Below are 16,619 nucleotides of genomic sequence, written 5' to 3'. Positions count from 1 at the left end.
CCAAGTACAAAAGGGGGTCACGCCATGGGGCGCGGCCGTCAAAAGGCAAAAGCTACCAAGCAGGCTCGGGATATCAAGTACTACTCCCCGAACACTGACTATTCGGCCCTTCAGCGCGAGCTCACGGGCCCGGGAAGTCGTGCCACGAGCCACTTCGCGGATGACCCGGTCGAGCCGGACTATTCTGCCTATGTGGATAAGTACGCGGACGATTTGGAAGAAGACGACGACGAGGTTGATTCCCGCCGCATAGGTTAGTCGACACCTCTTTCCGGCAATCCTATCCGTACCGGATTTCCAGCCATTGATTTTCAGGCCCGTCGGCCGCGCCCTTCAGAGGTGCGGCCGGCGGGCCTTTTTTCTGGCCGCGTGCTGGCCAGGGCCGCCGCGCCGTCGCCGTATGGACGGTTCCCTGCCTGCTATACGTATGGAAGCATCGAATCCGTCAGGGAATCGTCGAAATGGCGGAGCGGCTTCACTCTGCGAATATACCGGAAGGAACACCATGACCAAGCGCACAGGGTTTGCTGCAGGCGAGGTCTGCTGGACCGACCTCCAGACCAGGGACGTGGAGGCTGCCAAGTCCTTCTACTCGGAGGTCTTCGGCTGGCGCTATGAGGACCTGCCCACACCGGACGGCCGCAGCTACGCGCAGGCGTTCGTGGGCGACGGGCTGGTGACCGTCATCGCCCCGCAGAACCCCCAGCAGGAAGCCGCCGGGGCTCCCGGCCAATGGAACGTGTACTTCGCCGCCGACGACGCCCAGGACCTCTCCGCGGAGCTGGCGCACTCGGGCGGGACCCTCGAATTCGGCCCCGAGGCCGTGGGCGAAACCGGCGTGATGGTCTTCTTTGCACCGCCCGGCGGCGGCACCACCGGCGCATGGCAGGCCGGAACACACTTCGGCACCGCCCGCAGCGAGGAACCCGGAGCCCTGGCCTGGGCCGAGCTGCTCACGCCCGAGCCGCAGGCCGCCGTCGGGTTCTTCCAGCAGCTGTTCGGTCACGAGGTCACCGAGTATCCGCAGGACGACGGCGGGACCTACACCACGCTCATGGTGGACGGCGCGGAAGTCGCCGGCATCGCGGCGGTGCCGGCGGATGCCGAGGGCGCGCTCAGGCCCGGCTGGCAGGTGTACTTCGGCGTCTCCAGTGTGGCGGATGCCGTGGCAGCCGCGGTGGCCGCGGGCGGCGTCGTGCTGGTGGAACCGGATGAGGGAGTACCGGACGACGAGGAAGCCGGCACCATCGCCACGCTCAAGGACCCGCAGGGCGGCGTGTTCAGCCTGCTGGAGGTCTGAGCCGCAGCGGAAACAGAACGAGTGCCCCACACCCGCCGTTGACAAAACTGTTGACAAAACGGCGGTTCTGGGGCACTCGTTCTAAAAAGAGTCAGGCGTAGGCGTTGACCAAGCGGACCGCGCCGCCGTCGACGCCCTTGGCGCCCTGCACATAATCCGGGCCGGTCTTGAGGACCGAGTCCGAATTTTCCTCCACGGTGCCCATGACCCAGGCCGGCAGGCCGCGGTCGTTGAGGCGCTCCACAGCGGCGTCGGCGGCTTCCGGGGAAACAATCGCGACCATGCCGACGCCCAGGTTCAGGGTGCGCTCAAGGTCGGCCAGCGGGACGTTGCCCAGCTCGGCGACCAGCTTGAAGATGGCAGGCAGTTCCCAGGTGGCGCGGTCCACGGTGGCCAGCAGGCCCTGCGGCAGGACGCGGGCCAGGTTGGCCGCGAGGCCGCCGCCGGTGACGTGGCTGAAGCCGTGCACAGCTTTGCCGCCTGTGGCAGGGGATGAGTTCACCGGGAAGGTGCGGGCCAGGTCCAGGCAGTCGGCCGCGTAGACACGGGTGGGCTCGAGGAGTTCCTCGCCCAGGGTGCGGCCGAGTTCGGAGACCTGGCGGTCCAGGGCCCAGCCGGCGTGGTTGATGACGCGGCGGACCAGCGAGTAGCCGTTGGAGTGCAGGCCGGAGGAGGCCATGCCGATCACCACATCGCCGGCGCGGACGCGGTCCGGGCCCAGCAGGGAGTCGGCCTCGACAACACCGGTGGCGGCACCGGCGACGTCGTACTCGTTTTCACCAAGGAGGCCGGGGTGTTCGGCCGTTTCGCCGCCCACCAGGGCGGTGCCGGCAACTGAGCAGGCGGCCGCGATGCCGCGGACGATGTCCGCGATCCGTTCCGGGACCACCTTGCCGCAGGCGATGTAGTCGGTCATAAAGAGCGGCTCGGCGCCCACCACCACGATGTCGTCCACCACCATGCCCACGAGGTCGAAGCCGATGGTGTCGTGGATGTCCATGGCCTGCGCGATAGCCACTTTGGTGCCGACGCCGTCGGTGGACGTGGCCAACAGCGGGCGCTTGTAGGTGAGCAGCTTCGAGACGTCGTAGAGGCCAGCGAAGCCGCCGACGCCGCCAAGCACCGAGGCGTTGTGGGTCGCCTTAACAGCGTCCTTCATGAGTTCGACGGCGCGGTCGCCCGCTTCGACGTCCACGCCTGCAGAGGCGTAGGTGATGCCTGCGGCGTTCTGGGCGGCGTTCATGTCAGCGGCCGGGGAGGCGGAAGTCATACGGGCTCTTTCTTGTCGGCAGCAATGGAACGATCGGCGGGGTTGACGCGATCGGCATCGGTGAGCAGTTCTTCGAATTCGGCGTCCGGTCCCGGATCGCAGCCGGTGGCGCCGGGCTTCTCGGCCGGATCCTCGTCCAGGGAGGTGCCGGGCTCGGCGTCGGCAGCTGCCGGGGCAGCCGCGGTCAGACCGCCGAGGTCGGTGCGTTCCAGCAGGTTCTTGCCCAGCTTGTCCGCGCCGGGAAGCTCGATCGGGTACTTGCCGGTGAAGCAGGCGGTGCACAGGCGTTCGCGCGGCTGCTGGGTGGCACCGATCATGCCGTCTTCGGAGATGTAGGCCAGCGAATCGGCGCCGATCGCCTGGGTGATCTCTTCGACGGTGGCGCCGTTCGCGATGAGCTCCGCACGGGAAGCGAAGTCGATGCCGTAGAAGCACGGCCACTTGACCGGCGGCGAGGAAATCTTGATGTGGACGGACTTGGCGCCGGCTTCGCGCAGCATCCGGACGATGGCCCGCTGGGTGTTGCCGCGGACGATCGAGTCGTCCACCACCACCACGCGCTTGCCGCGGATCACGGATTCCAGCGCGTTGAGCTTGAGACGGATGCCGAGCTGGCGCAGGGTCTGCGAGGGCTGGATGAAGGTGCGGCCCACATAGGAGTTCTTGACGAAGCCGTGCGCGAAGGGGATGCCGGATTCCTCGGCGTAGCCCACGGCCGCCGGGGTACCGGATTCCGGCACCGGGATGACGATGTCCGCTTCCTGGGTGTTTTCGCGGGCCAGCTGGCGGCCCATTTCCACGCGGGTCTCGTAGACCGAGCGGCCCGCGATGGCGGCGTCCGGGCGGGCGAGGTAGACGTATTCGAATACGCAGCCGGCCGGCGTCGCCTCCGCGAAACGCTGGGAACGGACGCCGTCCTCGTCGATCGCGATGAATTCGCCCGGTTCGATCTCGCGGATGAAGCTCGCGCCGACGGTGGCCAGGGCGGACTGTTCGGAGGCGACAACCCAGCCGCGCTCCAGCCGGCCCAGGCAGAGCGGGCGGATGCCGTAGGCGTCGCGGGCGGCGTAGAGGGTGCCTTCATCCATGAAGACGAAGCAGAAGCCACCCTTGATCTCGGGCAGCAGCTCCATGGCAGTCTGTTCGAGGGACTTGCCCTCTTCACCCTCCAGGAGCGCGGTGACCAGGGCCGTGTCTGAGGTGTTTCCCTGCTTCATCTCACCGGTGAGCTGGCCGCCGTTGCGGTCTACGATCATGGCTTTGAGTTCGGCCGTGTTGGTGAGGTTGCCGTTGTGGGCCAGGGCCACGGTGCCTGTCGCCGTCGCGCCCAGGGTGGGCTGGGCATTGGCCCAGTGGCTGGCGCCCGTAGTGGAATAACGGCAGTGGCCGACGGCCAGGTGCCCGGTCAGGGTGTTCAGCGTGGTCTCGTCGAAGACCTGGGAAACGAGGCCCATGTCCTTGTAGACGTTAATCCGCTTGCCGTCGCTGGTGGCTATACCAGCCGACTCCTGACCGCGGTGCTGCAGTGCATACAGCCCGTAATAGGTGAGTTTTGCAACCTCTTCGCCGGGAGCCCAGACCCCAAAGACGCCGCATGCGTCCTGAGGGCCTTTTTCGCCGGGGAGAAGATCATGAGAAAGTTTTCCATCGCCGCGTGCCACTGGTCGATTATCTCACGTTGTGCGCTAAGACTTTTCCGGCCGCTGCTTTATGACCTGCGCAGGGCTCAGGGCCGGTTCTGGCTGCCGGTGCCGCCGTCGTGGCCGCCGTCGGACTGGCCGTCGTTTTCGGGTCCGGAGTCCGGGACGCTGTCCGGGATCGCTTCGACGACGGCGCGCTCCGCTCGGCGGACGCTCAGGCGGTCCAGGAGCAGGGCGGCGACGGCGCCCAGGACGGCGCCGCCGGCGGCGAACAGGACCAGGAAGAAACCGAAAACCGCGCCGGGGTCGTAGCTATCATTACCCGGGACACCATAGGCGAGGATGGCGGCCACGGCGACGCCGAGCAGACCGCCCAGGATCAGGAACGGCACGTACTTCGGTGCCCGCCGGACGGTGACTTCGCGCCGGCCGGGCGCAGGAGTTTCTGGGGAAGACATGGCATAAAGCCTACTGCCCTGCTCCCTGCCACGGTTCCGGCGAACAACGCGTTGATCCGGCCGGGCGACGGGAGCACACTATAGGGGTGGGGGAGGGCTAGGTACGGACAAAGCTTAGGAACCGCCATGTCAGCCTCAGCCGAGCAGATCCGTGACCAGCAACGGAGCATCTGGGATACGTTCTCGGCGGGCTGGAAGAAATGGGACGTTGAAGTGCTCGGCTGGCACGGCCCCTTCGGGGACGCCCTCATTGAGGAGGCCAGGCTCCGCCCCGACTCCACCGTGCTCGACGTCGCCTCCGGCACGGGCGAGCCCGGGCTGACGGCGGCAGCACTGGTTCCGCAGGGCAGCGTCACTCTGACCGATCTTTCGGAAGGAATGCTCCGGGTGGCGGCGGAGAAAGCCGCAGCGAGGGGCCTGGCCAATGTGCGCACCAGGGTCAGCGACGTCGGCGCACTGCCGTTCGAGGACGGCACCTTCGACGCGATCTTCTGCCGCTTCGGCTTCATGTTCTTTCCGGACATGACCGCCGCCCTGCAGCAGATGGTGCGGGTGGCCGCGCCGGGCGCCCGGATCACCGCGGCAGTCTGGGGCCGCGCCGCGGAAAACCCCTGGGCGAGCCTCATTCTGGGGACCATTGCCCGGCACACCGAACTGCCGGTGCCGCCAGCCGGTGCGCCCGGGCTTTTCCGCTGCGCCGCCCAGGGCTACATGGGCCGGATCTTCAGGGACGCCGGGCTTGTCGATGTGACGGAGCGGAAGGTCAGCACGGACCTCGTGCAGGAGTCGCCGGAGATCTATTGGGAGTTCATGACGGACATCGCCGCCCCCGTGGTGCTGGGCCTGGCCAAGGCGGACAGGGAAGCCCGGGAGCTGATCCGCTCGGATGTCTTCCAGATGCTGGGCCGCTACGAGCACGGCGGTGCCATCAGGCTCCGGTCCACCGCCACGATTGTGGCGGGAACGAGGGTTTAGCCGGGGTACGCGCCTGCCTCAGGCCGGGGCTTTTGGACCGAGCCTACGAGCCGCTCCGGGCGATGGCGAGGGATCAGACGCCCAGTTTTTCCTTGAGCGCCTCCACGTGGCCCTGGGCCTTGACCTGGTACTGGGCCAGCTTCACCTTGCCCTCGGGATCGAGCACCACCGTGGAGCGCATAATGCCCTCGATGATCTCGCCGTTGACCAGCTTCTCGCCCCAGGCGCCGTAGGCCAGCGCCACGGCATGGTCCTCGTCCGCCAGGAGCGGGAAGGTGAGGGCGAAGTCGCCGGTGAAGTGCGCCAGTGCCTCGGGGGCATCGGGGGAGATCCCGAGGACCTCGTAGCCGGAGCCCTGCAGCGAGGAGAGGCTGTCGCGGAAATCGCACGCCTCGGTGGTGCAGCCGGGCGTTGCGGCCTGCGGGTAGAAGTACACAATGACATTCTTGCCGCGGTAATCGGCGAGGGACACCGGCTTGCCGGCGGCGTCCGGCAGGGTGAAGACGGGGGCCGGGGTGCCGGGCTGGAGCTTGACAGTCAGGTTCGGGCTCATGAGGATCCTTCGGGCGATGGAAATAGGGTCTGAGGTACACAACACCGGCGGTAATTGCAGTATCCGGCCGTCCGGTGCGGGTTCGCCAGGCGGTCCGGGGCGGCTTTGGAGCCATCAGGGGTCCGGAAGTCCGACGTCGGCCCGGCGTTTCGTGTCAAAGTGCCCCTTGTGGGGGCCGGCCCGCGAGCCAGCCGATCTGGATGTGGCACTCCCGTGCTAGAGGGGGCTCGACGCCGGATTCTGCCAGGGCATTCGCTGGATCCGGTACCTTCATCGTGCCCCCGTCAAGGCGTATGTGCCGGCCCTGTTTGCGGGGCTGGAATCGCCTACTTCGCGAGGAACCGCAGCAGCACCTCGTTGACCTCGGCCGCATGCGTCCACAGCATGCCGTGCGGGGCGCCGTCGATCTCCGTGTATTCGGCGCTCGGCAGGGCCTCGGCGAAGCGCCGGCCCGTGTTGTCGATCGGCAGGATGTTGTCCGCCGTGCCGTGGACAATCAGTGCCGGGACGTCGATCCTGGGGATGTCCTTGCGGAAGTCGGTCAGCCAGGTGGGCTGGGCTGCTACCGACGCGGCGGCGCCGCCGGACGTCGCGAGGTTCCAGCCGGCGCGCATGACTTCCTCGCTGAGCCGCGGCGTGCCGAGGAACGTCTCGCTGTTGTAGAAGTTTTTGAAGAACTCGGTGAAAAAGGCATAGCGGTCCGCGGTCACCGCTTCCGTGAGGCTGTCGAAGACGGACTGAGGGACGCCGTCAGGGTTGTCCTCGGCCTGCAGCAGGTACGGCTCCAGCGAGCCGAGGAACACGGCCTTTGCCACCCTTTCGGAACCGTAGTTGCCGAGGTAGCGGCCCACCTCGCCCGTGCCCATCGAGAAGCCCACCAGCACGGCGCCGTTCAGGTCCAGCGTGGTCAAAAGTGTGTTGAGATCCGCGGCAAACGTGTCGTAGTCGTAGCCCTCGGTGGGCTTGCTGGACTTTCCGAAGCCGCGCCGGTCATAGGTGATGACGCGGTAGCCCGCGCCCAGCAGCGCCGTGGTCTGCTTCTCCCAGGAGGAGCCGTCCAGCGGGTAGCCGTGGATCAAAACCACCGGCTGCCCGGCCCCGCGGTCCTCATAGTAGAGCTCGACGTCGGTGCTGTTCTCTGTTCCAACCTTGATGTGAGCCATGTCAGCAGTCCTCTCGGTACGGTGTGCAGTCAGTACGTGCAGGAGCGTCCCAGCGGTGGGTGCCGCTACAGGGGCCAACGCCTCCGCCCGGGGCGGTGTTCCCGGTTGGGCCCGGCCATGTCGGCCCGGCTTCGCCCCCGCTTGGCCGTCCGGTCAGGCCCGGCCCGCCGAGTGGCCGGCCGGGGATATGGCTGTATCCGGTGCGGCCGGCGGATACAGGAAGTCCTCGGCCAGGGCCGCCCACTCGGGCCGGAAGGAATAGAGGCACCCCAGCCGCAGGCGGGTCGCGTTGGCGTAAGCGTCGAAGCGCGCCGGCGTCACCCGCAGTTCCTGGGCGGCCGCGATGACGTGCCGCCGGGCTGTCTGGTACCGCTGTACGCTCAGCCGCTGTTGCCGCAGCCGCAGCTGAAGGTGCACGGCAAGGTTTGCCAGGTCTGCCGCGGCTTCGGCCCGCCCGGACTCGTCGAAATCCAGCAGCCCCAACGAATCGTCGGGATTGTGAACGAAGATCTGTTTGTCGTGGAGGTCCCCGTGCGACCACACCAAGGGATCAGCCTCGGTCCCCAGCAGCCCCTGGGCGACCCGCGTGGCTGCCGTGCGGACGGCGGAACGCTGCCCTTCGGCCGCAGGAACGTCGTGGGCGTGCAGCATCCACAGGTTCACGATGCGGCGAAGGTTCGCCAGTTCGACGGCGGCGGGCCGGGGCGGGAGCGCCTCGAGGGTGAGACGCTGTGGAAGGGCCCGGGCGAGCGATTGCTGCCGGACCCACCCCTCGGACCATTTTTGCCAGGCCTTCTCGAACACGTCGTCGCTGACCGCGGGATCCTTGCCGAGTTCGAACAGGGAACGTCCGGGCAGGCCGGTGAGGGTGAGGCAGCCCGGCGTGTAGGACACAATGTCCGGGGTGAGGAAGTCCTCGGCGCCGAGAAGCCCGTTCATCAAAGCATGCCTGTCTGTGGCGTCGGCGGCCTGGCGGAGCCGGAAGATCTTGACGTACTGGTCCCCGGAGCGGACCACGGCACGGCGGTACGCCCGGTGCACCAACACTTCACCGTGCTTCGCCATGTGCCTGAGCGCGGGAAGACGGCGGTCCCGGCCCGCCGGTAGCAATTCCAGCGCTCCGGAACGGAGGTGGGCTGCCCGGACGCCTGGCCGGTCCGGTGCCAGAAGCTCCAGGATGTAGTCCTCCGCTGTGAGGCCGGGCCAGGCCCTGATGACCTGCCATCGGGTGTCCTCCACGTCCCGGATGCTGGCCGGGATGGGCGGGTGCCAGCCCATGGTCAGCTCCAGGACCCGAGGGACCGGCTGGCGACCAGTGTGGTGGATCCGAAGGACTGACGATGCTTCACGCGTTGCTCGAGAACGCGGGTCGCCAGCGATGAGCCCGAAGGGAGCGGAGAGCAGGCCAAGCGCAGCCAGCGTGCGTCCGCGTAGGCATCGAGTCGATCCGGGCTAACCTGCAATTGCTCGGCGACGGCCAGCACCTCCGTGTGGGCCTTAAGGTATCGCGCCGGCGTCAGGTTATTGCGCCACAGGCGCCGCTCCAGATGGAAATCCAGGTAGGCGAGGTCGCGGGCGGCCTCGGCCTGGGCTGCATCGTCGAAGTCCAGCAACCCGAACGGGGATCGGCCGTCGCCGGCGATGATCTGCCGGTCGTGCAGGTCTCCGTGGGCCCATACAAGCGGGTCCGGTGCCGAGCCGAGCAGGTTCGCCGTGATGAAATCTGCCCTGGCGCGTAACGTCTCGCGTTGGGACGCCAGCTCGGGGACATCCTCCGCGTGGCGCAGCCATCGTTTCAACCAACGGGACACGGCCTTCGCTTCCACCTCCGGGGAATGGACCGGAAGGGTGCTCAAAACGGTTCGTCTGCTGGCGTCAGACGCCGCGCTCAGCTGGGCGAGCCAGGCGCGGGACCATTTTTCCCATGCGCCGGCGAACTCTTTTTCGCCGATCGTGACGTAGTCCTCGCCGATTTGGCCCAGCGTTGGTCCGGAGAGAGTGCTGAAAACGAGGATGTCCGGGGAGCTCTGAAGCACCTTGGGCGCCGTGAAGGCGCCGGCGTCCAGCAGGATGTTCATCTGAGCGCACCGCTCGGCGGGGACGAGGGCGCTGCCTGGCCGGAAGACCTTGATGTAGCAGCCCTCCGCCCGGATGATCGCCCGCTTGTAGGGCCAGTGGGAGATGATTTCCCCGCGCTGTCTTTCGGTCCGAAGGGCTGGCAGCTCCGGATCGTCCTCCGGCAGGAGCTCAAAGTGGCCATGGCTGAGATGGGCTCCCCGGACGCAGGGCCGTTCCGCAGCCACGACCTCCAGCAGGTACTCTCCGGGTTCTTTGTCGTGCCACGCCTTGAGGACGCGCCACGCGGCGCCGGCGTCGTCGGTGTAATTCCAAAGCGGCGGGTGCCAGTTCATGCGATCAGCTCTAACGCTCGGCGGACGTGCCAGGAAGTGTCGGCCGGCCAGTCGCTAGCCCGGTTCCGGAACGGGTCCACGCTGTTCAGGAACAGCCGGAAGGCTGCCCAGGTATCCACCCCGGGCTGCGAGACGCTACCGCCAGCCTGGCGGTAGCCCTCGATAAGCCGGGCCGTCTTGCGGCCTCCTACCGGGGTACCCGCCTGTGCTCCCGCCCCGGAGGCCTCGGCGATTTCCTCCACGGCAGCGAAGGAGCCAAGGTCCATTGCCGCGTCGGCCGTCCTGACACGGTCAAAATCGATGATGCGGATGGCCGCGCCATTCACCAGGACCTGGTCCGCCGAGAAGTCGCCGTGTACCAGCACGCTCTGGTGGCCGCGTGGGCTGCACGTTTTTGCCAGCAGCCGGTTTGCGAGCTCGCTGACCGGAACCTCGAGGTCAGGAAGCAACTGGGCGAGCATGGACCGGGTCGCCGCGAGCTGGCGGACCAGATTTCCCACTTCCTCCGCGGGATCGGCGTCGGGTCCTGGCTGGATCCGGTGGAGCACCGCCAGGGCTTCGCCTGCGGGGAAGGCGGCCGCATCGTTGTTCATGCCGCTGAGGTCTCCGTCGCCCCAACCGGGGGAGGCGCTGACCCCGTGCCGAGTGCATTCGGCGTCGGCGAGTTCGGGAAGGACCGGGACGCCGTGGCGCTGCAGCCGCTGCCGCAGCCGGAGTCCGGTGGCCTCGTCGTCGGGTTGGGCGGCAGTTTTGACGACGACAGAACGCGTGCCGGAGGGGAGCCTGACAACGAGCCTGCGCTCCGGGTTGTATCTGAGCACGCTGGCCGGGGGATCCAGGAATCGCCCCGGTGTCGTGGGGAATGCTCCAAGTCGTCCGAGCCCGTGATCCCGGAGCCAGCGCAGGTTGGCGCGCAACGGCCAGTCTTCCTCGATGCGGCCGGCCGCGACGACGACGTCGGGGTCGAGATGGTCGGGCTGGACCAGCCGGATCCCGCCGCCGTGACCCCGCGTGCTTGCCGCCCTCCGGTGCAGTTTTCCGGCGTGCTCGGCGGCTGTGGTTGAGGCCCAGCCGAATGTTTCCGCCCCGTCGCCGCCGCTACGGCGGAAGGCGACCAGAACGGAAGTTCCAGGCTTGTAGCGGGTCCTGGTGATGCGGACCTGTTCGCCGAGCAGCTCCGAGAGCAGCTCGTCGTCGAGCACCCAGTTCAGTGCCGGGATCCGGGTGTCCCTGGCCGCCAGGGCGCGGTCCGCTTCGCGCCGCTGGGCTTGCAGCCCTTGTCCCTCCTGACCTTGCCCTTGCAGCGCGCTACTCATGTTGGCACCTCGAACAGCTCATCCGGTTGCTTGGTCTGTTGCCGCCGGACCCACCCGGCGAACCGGGAACTGGGGTTGGCCAGCAGCGACAGCGGCGGCCCTTCTTCGACGATTTCGCCGTCTTCGAGCCAGATCAACCGGTCGCACGACCGCGCCGAGTTGATGTCGTGGGTAATCGTGATGGAGGTACGGCCCTCGGTGAGTTGGTCGAGGGCGCTGAGGACTGAATCGCGGGAGGCAGGGTCAAGGCCGGCGGTGGCCTCGTCCAGAATCACGATTGGGGCCTTGCGGAGCATGGCGCGGGCGACGGCCAGCCGCTGGCGCTGGCCCCCGGAGAGATCGTTGGCCGACTCGCCGAGGACCGTGTCGTAGCCTTGGGGCAGTGCCCGGATGAAACTGTCGGCCTGGGCAAGGGCCGCGACATCCTCGATCTCCTCGTCCGTGGCGTCGAGGCGGCCGAACCTGATGTTTTCCCGGACCGTGGTGCCGAACAGCACGGAGTCCTGGAGCAGGATCGAGACATGGGAGCGGACCGAAGCGATCGTGACATCCCGCAGGTCTTCGCCGCCCAAGCTGACGCTCCCCTCCCACGGGTCCACCATGCGAAGGACCATGCTTGCCAGCGTTGACTTTCCGGCACCCGAGGGCCCCAGCAGGGCGCAGTGCTGGCCCGCCGGTATGGTCAGGTTGATCCCCTTCAGTACCATGGTCCCGTCCAGGTGGCCTGCCCAGACGTTGTCAAACACGATGTCCGGGTGGGGGCTCTTGAGTGCGACGGCGTGGGGTGCTTCGGGCAGGTCGCTCTGGGCCTCCAGCAGGTCCGCGACGCGTTCCCCGGAGGCCGTCGCGCGGGCCACCCGGCTCGTATACCTGGCGACATCCTTGAGCGGCCTCATTCCGGTTTTCAGGTAGAAGAGGAAAACGACGAGGTCCCCTGGCGTGATCGCGTGCTGCATGACCCGCCACCCGCCGGCGGCCAGGACCACCGCCGTCGCGATCCCCGTCAGCACGTCGGTTTTCCGCTGCAGGCTGGCGGACAGCCGGAGTGCGGCGACGCCGGACCCAAGGGCTGCCTGGTTGCTGCTGCGGAAACCGGAGCTGATGGTGTCTTCAAGCCCGTATGCCTGGACTTCCCGGATGGCCCCCAGGGTCTCTGCGGCCGTGGTGGCCAGTGCGCTCTCACCTTTCCGGGACTTGCGGGCGGCGGAGGTGATTGAGCCCGAGCTCTTGCGCGAAAGCAGGAAGAAAATGCCGATGCCAAGGAAGGTCACGAGGGCGATCAGGGGATCGAGCCAGATCATGATGATGGTCATGGCCATCAGAGACACGGTGTTGCCGATGAGGGGGAGGCCGGCGGTGACAGCCACTTCCTGCAGTCGCGACACGTCTCCTACCAGCCGCTGGACGGTGTCCCCGGTGGAGGCATGGCTGTGGTGCCGCATCGACAGGCTCTGCAGATGCCGGAAGGTCCGGGCGCGCAACTCGGACGAGATCCGCGTCCCCACGAGGGCGAACGAGATCGCGGAGAAGTAGCTCGCGATGGCCCGGACGATACTGATGGCGACCACCGCGCCGGCACAGAGGAAGAGCAGTTCTGCGCTCGCCTCAGCGCTGAACGGAGACCGGCGTAGGCTGGCGCCAAGCGAGCGCGAGACGGCGTCGAGGACGATCTTCACCGGCCACGGTTCAAGAAGCCGGAGGAGGACCTCTGCGGCCATGGCAATGAAGCCCCACGTGATCAGCAGCCTGTGCCCGCGCAAGTGCGGACGGACGCACCGCAAGGTCCGCCGCAACGGTGACGGCGCCGCCGGCGCTTTGGCGGCAGGCCTCCGCCAGAAGGTCCGCCAGCTCCGCCGTGGTGATTGCCTCGTTCGTGTGCTCATTGGGCGGCGACCCTCCGGACCGGTGGCAGCGAACGGGTGATGCGCGTGAGCACGCCGTCCCAGCTGAACCGCTGCACCGCGTCCGCCCGGGCGGACGCGCCGAGCCGTTCGCGCAGGGCGGGATCCTCGGCGAGCCGGGTGAGGGCTTCGGCCACCGCCGCCGGTTCACCGGGCGGCACCAGGATCCCGGTCCGTCCCGGCTCGAGGATGGACGGGATCTGGCCCACGGCGCTCGCGATGATCGGCAGCGCGGCCGCCATGTATTCGTAGACCTTGAGCGGGGAAAAGTAGTCGTCCTCGCCCGCGACGTCGGCCGGGTAGGGGGCGGCCGCGGCGTCGGCGCGGTCAAGGAGCCGGGGCACGGCGTCGGGTGGCACCGCGCCGGTGAATTCGGCCTCGACCCCGAGCGAGGCGGCGAGCCGTTCGAGGTCCTCGCGGCCGGGGCCGTCACCGATCACCAGCACCCGCCAGCGGCGCGTGGGGTCCGCAGTTTGGGCGTTGGCCAGGGCCACGCCGTGCAGCAGGCCCGGGACCCCGTGCCAGGGCTTGAGCGTGCCGACAAAGGCGACGGTGAGGTGGTTCGGGTTGCGCCGGCCGGGCTGGCGGGGCGTGATCCGGTGGACGTTGACGCCGTTCGGCACCAGCACCGCCCGCGCGGTCGGCACCCTTTCCCGCACCCAGCGGACCACCGGCTCGGAGACGCAGGCGACGACGTCGGCAGTTCCGGCGTTGCGCCGCAGCACGGTCTCGGCTTTCTTGACGTCCACCAGCTGGCGGTAGCGTTGCTGCTCCTCGATCAGCGGGGCGTTGACCTCGAGCACCGACGGGATGTCCAGCACGGGGGCAAGCACGGAGAGCGCCGGACTGAACAGCGAATAGCGTTCGTAGACCAGGCCGCAGCCGCGGTGGAGTACCTCATCCACGAGGGCCAGCGCGGCGTCCTCGTTGGCCTGTTCGCGGGCGGCGCCGGCCGTGGCGGACTTCGGTGGGACCTCCACGACGTCGAGATCGACCAGGTCGGCGGGCCGGTCCGTGCCGCAGCGGGCGCAGTAGACCGTGACGTCGGAACCGGTGCCCCGCCACGCCCGGACGATCTCCTGGACATGGACCGAGGAGCCCTTGGTGCCGAAGACGGGCACTCCAGGGTCTGCACAGAGATAGGCCACGCGTGTCATGCGACTTGCCTCTCTGGGCGGGAAAGTGCCCTCAGAAGCTCGGCCTGGCGGCGGACGTCGTAGTCCTCCTCGACCAGTGCGCGGGCGTTGCGGGCCAAGGCCACCCTGTCGGTGCCGGGCGAAGCGAGGGTGTGGACGGCGCGGGCAAGCGCGTGGGGATTTCCCGGCCGGACCAGGACGCCGGTGGAGCCGTTGCGGATGGCTTCCGGAATCCCGGTGACTGATGTGCTGACGCAGGGGACTCCCGTGGCCATGGCTTCGAGCAGGACGGTGGGCATGCCGTCAGCGTTGCCGTCGGCGCCCACGACGCAGGGGGCCACGAAGACATCGGCGGAGTCGAGCAGTTCGTGGATCTGGTCCTGGGTCTGGGGCCCGAGCAAGCGGACGTTGTCCTGCAGCTGAAGCTGCCCGATGCTGGCCTCCAGCTCCTCGGCCAGGATGCCGGTGCCGGCGATGCGCAGCTCCAGCTTGACCCCCTGGCCCAGTAGTTCGGCGGCGGCCGGCAGCAGATGCTGGAACCCTTTCTTCTCCACCAGCCGTCCCACCGCGGCGAGGCGCAGCGGGGTCTCGAGCGGGCGCGGATCCCGGTACGGGAAACGCTCCAGCTCCAGTCCGTTGCGGACCAGGTGCAGCCGGGAGGTGGAGGTCGGGAAGCGGCGGCGCAGGTAGCGAAGGTTGAAGCGGCTGATTGTCACGGCGTGGTGGGCCTGTTCGAGCTTCAGCTGGAGGTCGTCATCGCGGACGGACTCGTGGAAGATGTCCACGGCGTGGGCGGTGAAGGAGAAGGGGATGCCGGTGATGGCCGAGGCCAGCCGCGCCACGGTGGTGGCGCCGGAGGCGAAGTGGACGTGCATGTGCCGGATGTTCCGGCTCTGCAGGGCGGTGGCCAGGTTGATGGCCTGGACGGCGTCGTCTGCTGTGGCCGCGGCGAGTTCGCCAAGGTTCCGGCCCAGGGCTGGCGTGAGGCCGGCTGCCACGGCCGTTTGGAGGCACTCCCACAGGGCCACAGTTTTGATGGGCCGGTCGATGTAGGTCACAGGGGCCTGCACGCGGGCGAGTTCGGCGTGGAACCGGGGATCGGTCGTAGGCCGCAGTGAGAATATTTCGATCCGGTCCCCTGCGGCTTCGCGTGCAAGGATCTCGGAGACGATGAACGTCTCCGAGAAGCGTGGATACATCTTGAGGACGTAGGCCGTCCCCGGTTCAGACGGCAACACGGGCGGCACTTCCCTTCGCGGCTGCGGGAACCTCCGCGTCGTCCGCGTCGTCCGCGTCGTCCGCGGCGACGCCGGCCGCGACGGCGGGCTGCAGCAGCTCGGCGGCCAGCTGCGGGACCCGGATCAGCCCGTCCAGGACAGCGCGCCGGCGGTCCACCGTGGTGCCGATCCGTTCGGCCAGCCAGTCGGCCAGGATCTCCGGGGTCAGCGTGCCGATCTCGTGCTGTTCAAGGTAGCCGGCCTCGGCGAGGGAGGCGGCCCGGATGCGCTGCTCAGCCCGCGACTGCGTACGGGGCACAATGAGGGCGGGGACGTTGGTGCTCATGATCTCGCAGACCGTGTTGTACCCACCCATCGCGACCACAGCCGCCGCGTGTCGGAGGTGGAAGACGATGTCGTCCAGTGCCGTGACCACCCTGACCCCTGGGCGGGCGTGGCGCTCGAGGTCCTGGAACTCCTCGGCGGGCATCTGCGGGCCGGCCACGACCAGGTGGCCCAGCCCGGCCGGGACCGGCGTGGCTGCGGCGAGCCGCGCCAGGGCGTGTCCGTCCGAGCCGCCGCCCACGGTGGTCATCACATAGGGGCCGTCCATGCAACTCAGGCCGGAGACCGAAGGGCGCCCGGCGGCGAGGTAGCCGGTGTAGCGGATGAGCTTGCGCAGCGAGAACGGGATCTCGCCGGACGCCACCGGGTCGTGGATGGCCTGGTCGCCGTAGACCCAGATCGCGTCGAACAGGGTCTTGACCACCCGTGGTCCGCCGAAGCGGGCCCATTCGGTGAAGGCGACGTCCGGGGCGTCGAGGACTTCACGCAGGCCCAGCACCACGCGCACGGGGCCGTCCGCGCGGGCATGCCGCAGAGCGCTTTCCAGCTCCCGGTGCACCCCGGTGGCGTGGCGGTCCACAATCAGCAGGTCCGGGCAGAAGCCAGCCAGCACCCCCTGAAGCAGCCTGGAACGCAGGGATACGAGCTCGGCCATGGGCAGGTTGAGGTTCCGCGGCAGGTAACCCTCGGGGCCTTTACCGACGCCGGGTAGCAGTACCCAGTCCCAGCCCTTCGGGGCCGGGAAGCCGGGGGCGTGCGAGGTGCCGGTGATGAGGATACCGGTGACGGGGCGGCCAGTCAGCCCCGGGAGCTGATTGGCGAGTGCGTGGGCCAGTGCCAGATTGCGGCGCACATGCCCCAAGCCCACTGAATCATGTGAGTACAGCACTATCCGCAGTGGCTCCACGGCCATCCTCCCCGCCCTGTCCTTTGC

Annotated in this window: 15 protein-coding genes; 3 read left to right on the top strand and 12 right to left on the bottom strand. The window is 68.2% G+C overall.

The genetic code is table 11. The features are described from left to right. Positions 1-24: 24 nt before the first annotated feature. Positions 25-258 (top strand): DUF3073 domain-containing protein, encoded by a 234-nt coding sequence (locus ACQCSU_RS09360; protein WP_426979751.1) that lies wholly within the window; start codon positions 25-27, stop codon positions 256-258. A 247-nt stretch (positions 259-505) separates the two neighbouring features. Further along, positions 506-1,300 (top strand): VOC family protein, encoded by a 795-nt coding sequence (locus tag ACQCSU_RS09355; RefSeq protein WP_426979459.1) that lies wholly within the window; start codon positions 506-508, stop codon positions 1,298-1,300. Between the two features lie 91 nt (positions 1,301-1,391). On the opposite strand, the gene purM is transcribed toward ACQCSU_RS09355, so the two are convergent. From purM to ACQCSU_RS09340, 3 genes are all read right to left on the bottom strand, one after another. Then, a complete protein-coding gene (purM, locus tag ACQCSU_RS09350; protein ID WP_426979458.1) occupies positions 1,392-2,570 on the bottom strand; it encodes a phosphoribosylformylglycinamidine cyclo-ligase in 1,179 nt (392 codons plus the stop codon). After that, positions 2,567-4,231 carry an amidophosphoribosyltransferase gene (gene purF, locus ACQCSU_RS09345; RefSeq protein WP_426979457.1) on the bottom strand — a complete coding sequence of 555 codons (1,665 nt, stop codon included), beginning with the start codon at positions 4,229-4,231 and terminating at the stop codon, positions 2,567-2,569. Before purF ends, purM begins: the two co-directional genes overlap by 4 nt. A gap of 65 nt (positions 4,232-4,296) precedes the next feature. Beyond that, complete coding sequence (locus ACQCSU_RS09340) at positions 4,297-4,668, bottom strand: hypothetical protein (protein WP_426979456.1); 372 nt, start codon at positions 4,666-4,668, stop codon at positions 4,297-4,299. 126 nt (positions 4,669-4,794) lie between these two features. Here ACQCSU_RS09340 and ACQCSU_RS09335 point away from each other — a divergent pair, with 126 nt between their 5' ends. After that, a complete protein-coding gene (locus tag ACQCSU_RS09335; RefSeq protein ID WP_426979455.1) occupies positions 4,795-5,643 on the top strand; it encodes a class I SAM-dependent methyltransferase in 849 nt (282 codons plus the stop codon). Between the two features lie 73 nt (positions 5,644-5,716). Here the strand turns inward: ACQCSU_RS09335 and bcp are convergent, their stop codons facing one another. The 9 genes from bcp to ACQCSU_RS09290 all read right to left on the bottom strand — a co-directional run bounded on the left by bcp (position 5,717) and on the right by ACQCSU_RS09290 (position 16,598). Continuing rightward, complete coding sequence (gene bcp / locus ACQCSU_RS09330) at positions 5,717-6,196, bottom strand: thioredoxin-dependent thiol peroxidase (protein ID WP_426979454.1); 480 nt, start codon at positions 6,194-6,196, stop codon at positions 5,717-5,719. Between the two features lie 326 nt (positions 6,197-6,522). Beyond that, positions 6,523-7,359, bottom strand: a complete 837-nt coding sequence (locus ACQCSU_RS09325) for an alpha/beta fold hydrolase (protein ID WP_426979453.1) — start codon at positions 7,357-7,359, stop codon at positions 6,523-6,525. A gap of 153 nt (positions 7,360-7,512) precedes the next feature. Beyond that, positions 7,513-8,637: a phosphotransferase gene (locus tag ACQCSU_RS09320; protein WP_426979452.1), complete on the bottom strand. Its 1,125-nt coding sequence runs from the start codon at positions 8,635-8,637 to the stop codon at positions 7,513-7,515. Positions 8,638-8,639: 2 nt separating this feature from the next. After that, the gene (locus ACQCSU_RS09315) at positions 8,640-9,770 is read right to left on the bottom strand and encodes a phosphotransferase (protein WP_426979451.1); all 1,131 of its coding nucleotides are present in this window, start codon (positions 9,768-9,770) and stop codon (positions 8,640-8,642) included. Beyond that, a complete protein-coding gene (locus ACQCSU_RS09310) occupies positions 9,767-11,086 on the bottom strand; it encodes a phosphotransferase family protein (RefSeq protein ID WP_426979450.1) in 1,320 nt (439 codons plus the stop codon). Before ACQCSU_RS09310 ends, ACQCSU_RS09315 begins: the two co-directional genes overlap by 4 nt. Further along, a complete protein-coding gene (locus ACQCSU_RS09305) occupies positions 11,083-12,804 on the bottom strand; it encodes an ABC transporter ATP-binding protein (protein WP_426979449.1) in 1,722 nt (573 codons plus the stop codon). The genes ACQCSU_RS09310 and ACQCSU_RS09305 overlap by 4 nt, the downstream gene beginning before the upstream one ends. A gap of 161 nt (positions 12,805-12,965) precedes the next feature. Next, the gene (locus ACQCSU_RS09300) at positions 12,966-14,144 is read right to left on the bottom strand and encodes a glycosyltransferase family 4 protein (protein ID WP_426979448.1); all 1,179 of its coding nucleotides are present in this window, start codon (positions 14,142-14,144) and stop codon (positions 12,966-12,968) included. Then, positions 14,141-15,361, bottom strand: a complete 1,221-nt coding sequence (locus tag ACQCSU_RS09295) for a glycosyltransferase (RefSeq protein WP_426979447.1) — start codon at positions 15,359-15,361, stop codon at positions 14,141-14,143. Before ACQCSU_RS09295 ends, ACQCSU_RS09300 begins: the two co-directional genes overlap by 4 nt. Continuing rightward, positions 15,348-16,598 (bottom strand): glycosyltransferase family protein, encoded by a 1,251-nt coding sequence (locus ACQCSU_RS09290; RefSeq protein ID WP_426979446.1) that lies wholly within the window; start codon positions 16,596-16,598, stop codon positions 15,348-15,350. The genes ACQCSU_RS09295 and ACQCSU_RS09290 overlap by 14 nt, the downstream gene beginning before the upstream one ends. Between the last annotated feature and the right edge of the window lie 21 nt (positions 16,599-16,619).

The sequence above is a fragment of the Pseudarthrobacter sp. O4 genome, assembly GCF_050157025.1.
Classification (GTDB): Bacteria; Actinomycetota; Actinomycetes; order Actinomycetales; family Micrococcaceae; genus Arthrobacter.
Note: the sequence above shows the minus strand (reverse complement) of the source record. Positions and strands in the feature narration are given on the sequence as shown.